The organism is Phenylobacterium sp. (genome assembly GCF_028290885.1).
Lineage (GTDB): Bacteria > Pseudomonadota > Alphaproteobacteria > Caulobacterales > Caulobacteraceae > Phenylobacterium.
Genome location: NZ_JAQGIZ010000180.1, coordinates 1 through 5395, shown reverse-complemented (window position 1 = coordinate 5395; position 5395 = coordinate 1). Strand labels below are relative to the sequence as shown.

General features: G+C 68.1%; 5 protein-coding genes and 1 pseudogene. 3 read left to right on the top strand and 3 right to left on the bottom strand.

The features are described 5' to 3' along the window. The first annotated feature begins 5 nt into the window (after window positions 1-5). Window positions 6-158 carry a CinA family protein gene (locus JWP28_RS12175; protein WP_299543213.1) on the top strand — a complete coding sequence of 51 codons (153 nt, stop codon included), beginning with the start codon at window positions 6-8 and terminating at the stop codon, window positions 156-158. Window positions 159-243: 85 nt separating this feature from the next. Here JWP28_RS12175 and JWP28_RS12170 read toward each other — a convergent pair whose 3' ends face one another. Together JWP28_RS12170 and lipA are read right to left on the bottom strand one after the other, a co-directional pair. Continuing rightward, entirely contained in the window at window positions 244-768 is a 525-nt protein-coding gene (locus JWP28_RS12170; RefSeq protein ID WP_299543212.1) for a type II toxin-antitoxin system RatA family toxin, read from the bottom strand. Window positions 769-774: 6 nt separating this feature from the next. Next, the gene (gene lipA, locus JWP28_RS12165) at window positions 775-1740 is read right to left on the bottom strand and encodes a lipoyl synthase (protein ID WP_299543210.1); all 966 of its coding nucleotides are present in this window, start codon (window positions 1738-1740) and stop codon (window positions 775-777) included. A 142-nt stretch (window positions 1741-1882) separates the two neighbouring features. Between lipA and JWP28_RS12160 the strand changes: the two genes are divergently transcribed. Together JWP28_RS12160 and JWP28_RS12155 are read left to right on the top strand one after the other, a co-directional pair. Then, a complete protein-coding gene (locus tag JWP28_RS12160) occupies window positions 1883-3439 on the top strand; it encodes an AMP-binding protein (protein ID WP_299543208.1) in 1557 nt (518 codons plus the stop codon). Between the two features lie 62 nt (window positions 3440-3501). Then, window positions 3502-3897 carry a DoxX family protein gene (locus JWP28_RS12155; protein ID WP_299543206.1) on the top strand — a complete coding sequence of 132 codons (396 nt, stop codon included), beginning with the start codon at window positions 3502-3504 and terminating at the stop codon, window positions 3895-3897. A 110-nt stretch (window positions 3898-4007) separates the two neighbouring features. Here the strand turns inward: JWP28_RS12155 and lpdA are convergent. Continuing rightward, window positions 4008-5395, bottom strand: a pseudogene (gene lpdA / locus JWP28_RS12150) (dihydrolipoyl dehydrogenase); the annotation flags it as partial.

The following is a 5395-nucleotide window of genomic DNA, read 5'->3' as shown; positions in this document are numbered from 1 at the left end:
CGCCCATGAAGCCGGTCGGCACCGTCCACATCGCCACCGCGCGCACCAACCACGGCCTGATGCACCGCCAGGAATTCTTCGAGGTGGAAGACCGCATCGGCATCCAGTTGGCCGCCGTGCAGTCGGCGCTGGAGATGCTGCGGGATCGGATGACCTGAGGGCCACAAATTCCGCTCCTCCCCGCCCCGGGCTCGGCCAGGGGCCGACCCGAGGATAAACTCCGGCGGGGACCCAAGCGGGGTGTCAGCTTCCCGGTGGCTTGGACGCGGAACTTGCGGATTCAGCTTGAGCCCCCGCCTTCGCGGGCATGAGCGGTAGAGAAGGGCCATAGAGCGCCTTCGCCCGCGCTTCGAAACAACTCATCAGCCGGTCGACGGCATGGGCGAAGTTGGCGCTGAGCAGGGCTTCCAGCAGGCGGGACTTGAACTGGAAGTCGATGTCGAACTCGACGCGGGTTCCGCCGTCTTCGGCCTCGAAGAACTGCCAGCGGTTGGCGAGCCGCTTGAAGGGGCCGGAGAGCAGGGTGACGTCGATCTGACAGTTGGCGGCGTCGCGGCGCACCCGGGTCGAGAACCGCTCCCTCAGGAACGAGAAGCCAACCCCCGCTTCGGCGTCCACGGTCTCGACGCCATCGCCCAGCGAGCGGGCGTTCCAGATGCGCATGGAGGTGATCCACGGCACGAAGTCCGGATAGGCCATGACGTCGCCCACGAGGGCGAACAGCTGGTCCGGCGTGTAGGGCAGATGCTTTGAGACGTGGTGTTTCAAGGGCCCTCAGGCCGCGGCTTCCCGCGCGATCCGGGCGGCCTGCAGGCGGGCGAAGTCCTCGCCGGCGTGGTGCGACGAGCGGGTCAAGGGGCTCGCCGCCACCATCAGGAAGCCCTTGGCCCGGGCGATCTCCTCGTAGGCGTGGAACTCGTCGGGATGCACGAAACGGTCGATTGGGGCGTGTTTCCGAGTGGGCTGGAGATATTGGCCGATGGTGATGAAGTCGACGCCGGCCGAGCGCATGTCGTCCATCACCTGCATGACCTCTTCCTTGGTCTCGCCGAGGCCGACCATCACGCCGGACTTGGTGAACTGCTCCGGATCGCGCTCCTTCACCCGCTCCAGCAGCCGCAGCGAATGGTAGTAGCGCGCGCCCGGCCGGATCGAGAGGTAGAGCCGCGGCACGGTCTCCAGGTTGTGGTTGAAGACATCGGGTTTGGAATCGATCACCTCGTAGGCGGCGGCCACCGGCTTCCTGAGGAAATCCGGCGTCAGGATCTCGACGGTCGTACCGGGCGCGGCGGCGCGGATCGCGCGGACCACGGCGGCGAAGTGCCCTGCCCCGCCGTCGGCCAGGTCGTCGCGGTCCACCGAGGTGATCACCACGTGCTTCAGGCCCATCTTGGCCACGGCGTCGGCGACCCGGGGGGGCTCGGTCGGATCGAGCGCCTGCGGCTTGCCGGTCGCCACGTTGCAGAAGGCGCAGGCCCGCGTGCAGACGTCGCCCATGATCATCATGGTGGCGTGGCTCTTCGACCAGCACTCGCCGATGTTCGGGCAGGCCGCCTCCTCGCAGACGGTGACCAGGCCGTGGGCCTTCACGATATCGCGGGTGGCGTTGTAGCCGGCCGAGCCGGGCGCGCGCACCCGCAGCCACTCGGGCTTGCGCAAGAGCGGCGTCTCAGGGTTCGCCTGCTTCTCCGGATGGCGGGGGCGGATGGCGCCAGAGAGATTGTCGATGACCACGGCCATGGGCCCTAAATCGGCGGTCGCGGGCTCCGGATCAAGTCGCGAATGGCCAAGCCGCCCAGCTCACGCTGTGTAACCAATCTTTTCATCCCTGCAGCCGGGCGATAGGCTTGCGGTAACGATAACAAACGGGAGGTGCTGGCTCTTGTCGCGTTCCTTCGACGCCCACCAGGCGCAGACGACCCTGTTCGACGCCCTGGTGGAGGCCCGCCAGACCTACGGCGCCAAGAAGCCGATCCTGGAGGACCAGGAACGCAACCCGCTGACCTACACCGACCTGATCCGGGCGGCCTTCGCGCTCGGGCGCAAGATCGCGGCGTTCACCAGGCCCGGCGAGCGGGTGGGGGTGATGCTGCCGGCGAGTTCGGCGACGGTGGTCACATTCTTCGCCCTGCACGCCTTCGGGCGGGTTCCCACCATGCTGAACTTCACCTCCGGCATCCGGAACCTGAAGGCCGCCTGCGAGCTGGCCGGGGTCAAACGCGTGCTGACCGCGCACCGGTTCATCGAGCAGGGCAAGCTGCATGACCTCGTCGACGCGCTGGAGACGCTGACGACCGTAACCTACCTGGAGGACGTGCGCGCCACCGTGGGCGTGGCCGACAAGCTGTTCGCCGCCACGGCCGGGGCCTTCCCTAAGCAGTTCCGCGCGCCAACCAGGCCCACCGACGCCGGCGTCATCCTGTTCACCTCCGGCAGCTTCGGCGCGCCGCGCGGGGTGATGCTCAGCCAGCAGAACCTGATCGCCAACGTCCGCCAGATAGAGGCGCACATCCCGCTGGATCCGGCCTGGGTGATGTTCAACCCGCTGCCGACCTTCCACTGCTTCGGCCTGACCGGCGGGGTGCTCTTGCCGATCCTCACCGGCATGAAGGCCTTCCAGTACCCGTCTCCGCTGCACATCAAGCAGATCCCGCCGCTGATCAAGGACGCCAAGGCCTCCATCCTGCTGGCCACCGACACCTTCGTGAACCAGTACGCCCGCTCCGCCGAACGCGACGAACTTTCAGGCCTGCAGTTCATCGTCTGCGGCGCCGAGAAGGTGCGCGAGGAGACCCACAACCTGATCGCCGAGCGGTTCGGCGACGTACCGGTCCTGGAAGGCTATGGAGCCACCGAGGCCTCGCCGGTGATCGCGGTCAACAAGCCGCTGGACAACCGCCGCGGCACCGTCGGCGGCCTGTTGCCGGGCATGGAGACGCGGCTGGAGCCGGTGGAAGGCATTCCGGGAGGCGGCAAGCTCTATGTGCGCGGGCCCAACGTGATGGCCGGCTACCTTGCGCTGGGCGGCGGACTGGAGCCGCCGGTGGACGGCTGGCACGACACCGGCGACGTGGTCTCGATCACCGACGACGGCTGGGTGAAGATCAAGGGCCGCGTGAAGCGCTTCGCCAAGGTCGGCGGCGAAATGGTCTCGCTCACCGCCGCCGAGGACCTCGCCTGCGCGGTGTGGCCGGACTGCCGCCACGCGGTCATCTCGCTTCCCGACTCCAAGAAGGGCGAGCGCCTGGTGCTGGTCACCGACCGCCGCGATGCCGACGCGGCCCCGCTGATCGCCCACGCGCAGTCCATCGGCGCGCCGGAGATCGCCGTGCCACGCAAGATCATCCGCGTACCTGAAATCCCGGTGCTCGGAACGGGCAAGACCGACTACGTGGCCCTGCAGCGGATTGTCGACGCGGAGATGCGCCGGGCGGCGTGAGCCCCGGCGGCGAGTGCGCTTAAGGGACGCCGGCCGCACCGGCGGGGTTTGGGAGCTGTCACATGCCTAATCTGGACGCCTGGTCGCCACGCGTGCTGTCGATCCTGCGGATCATCACCGCCTTGCTGTTCATGGAGCATGGCTTGATGAAGCTGCTGCATTTCCCTGCGCCGCAGCCTGGCGCCCCAGATCCTCTGCCGACGATCCTTGTGGCCGCCGCCTACATCGAGGTGATTGGCGGCGCACTCATTGCGCTCGGCCTCTTCACCCGCATCGCGGCCTTCATCTGCTCGGGTGAGATGGCCGTGGGCTATTTCATCGCCCATGCGTCGAAAAACCCCTGGCCCGGAGTCAATCAGGGCGACGCCGCGATCCTGTTCTGCTTCATGTTCTTCTACCTGATCTTCGCGGGCCCCGGCCCGTGGAGCCTGGACGCGCTGGTGAGGAAGCGGCCCTAAGTCCCCCCGTCGGGAGGTGGCGCGACGCGCCGGAGGGGGTCCTCAGCGGCGTTTGAGCGGACCCCCTCACCTGCTTCGCAGGAGCTCCCCCAAAAGGGGAGCACTGCGATTCAGATGTGCAGCACAATGCCGTAGGCATCGAGGGCGGCCTCGTGCATGGCCTCGCTCATGGTCGGGTGCGGGAAGACGGTGGCCTGAAGCTCGGCTTCCGTGGCCTCCAGGGTCATGGCCAGGGTGAAGCCCTGGATCATCTCGGTGACCTCGGCGCCGATCATGTGGGCGCCGATGAGCGCGCCGGTCTTGCCGTCGAAGACGGTCTTCACGAAGCCCTCGAGTTCGCCCGCCGCGATCGCCTTGCCGTTCACGCGGAACGGGAAGCGCCCGACCTTGGGCTCGCGGCCCTGTTCCTTGGCCTGGGCTTCGGTCAGGCCCACCGAGGCGATCTGTGGCGTCGAGTAGGTGCAGCCGGGGATCGGGGACTCGATGTTGGTCGGCTTGAGGCCCGCGATGTGTTCGATGCAATGCACGCCCTCGTGGCTCGCCTTGTGCGCCAGCCACGGCGGCCCGGCGACATCGCCGATGGCGTAGAGCCCGGGAACGCCGGTCGCGCCGTGCTGGTCGGCGACGACGTGGGTGTGCTCGATCCTGGCGCCCAGCGCCTCCAGCCCCAGGTCCTCGACGTTGCCGACGATGCCGACCGCGACGATGGCGACGTCGGCCTCCAGCGTCTCCGTCTTGCCGCCGGCCTCGATCTCGACGGCGACGCCCGACTTGGTCTTGGTGAGCTTCTTGACGTTGGCCGGCACGCGGAACTTCAGGCCGCGCTTCTCGAAGGCCTTGTGGGCGGCCTTGGAGACCTCCTCGTCCTCGACCGGCAGGATCCGCGGCAGGGCCTCGACTACGGTGACGTCCGAACCCAGCGCCCGGAAGAAGCTCGCGAACTCGATGCCGATGGCGCCGGAGCCGATGACGATCAGGCTCTTCGGCGCGGACTTGGGCGCCAGCGCCTCGCGGTAGGTCCAGACCCGCTCGCCGTCGGGCTCCAGGCCCGCGGCGGGGATGGTGCGGGCCCGCGCGCCGGTCGCGAGGATCACGTGCTTGGCCTGCACCGTCCGCGAGCCGCCGGCCTTCAGCGCCACCACGACCTTGGGCGCAGGGCTGCCCTTTTCGAGCTACGCCGACCCCTCGATCACCTCGACCTTGTGCTTCTTCATCAGGAAGGCGACGCCGGCGTACAGCTGGCCGGCCACCGTGCGCGAGCGGGCGATCACCTGGCCGAAGTCGAAGCCGCGCTTCTCCACCGAGAGGCCGTAGTCGGCCAGGTGGTCCAGCTGTTCGTAGATCTCACCGGACTTCAGCAGCGCCTTGGTCGGGATGCAGCCCCAGTTCAGGCAGATGCCGCCCAGCAGCTCCCGCTCGACGATGGCGACCTTCATGCCGAGCTGCGAGGCGCGGATGGCGGTCACGTAGCCGCCGGGGCCCGAACCGATGATGACGA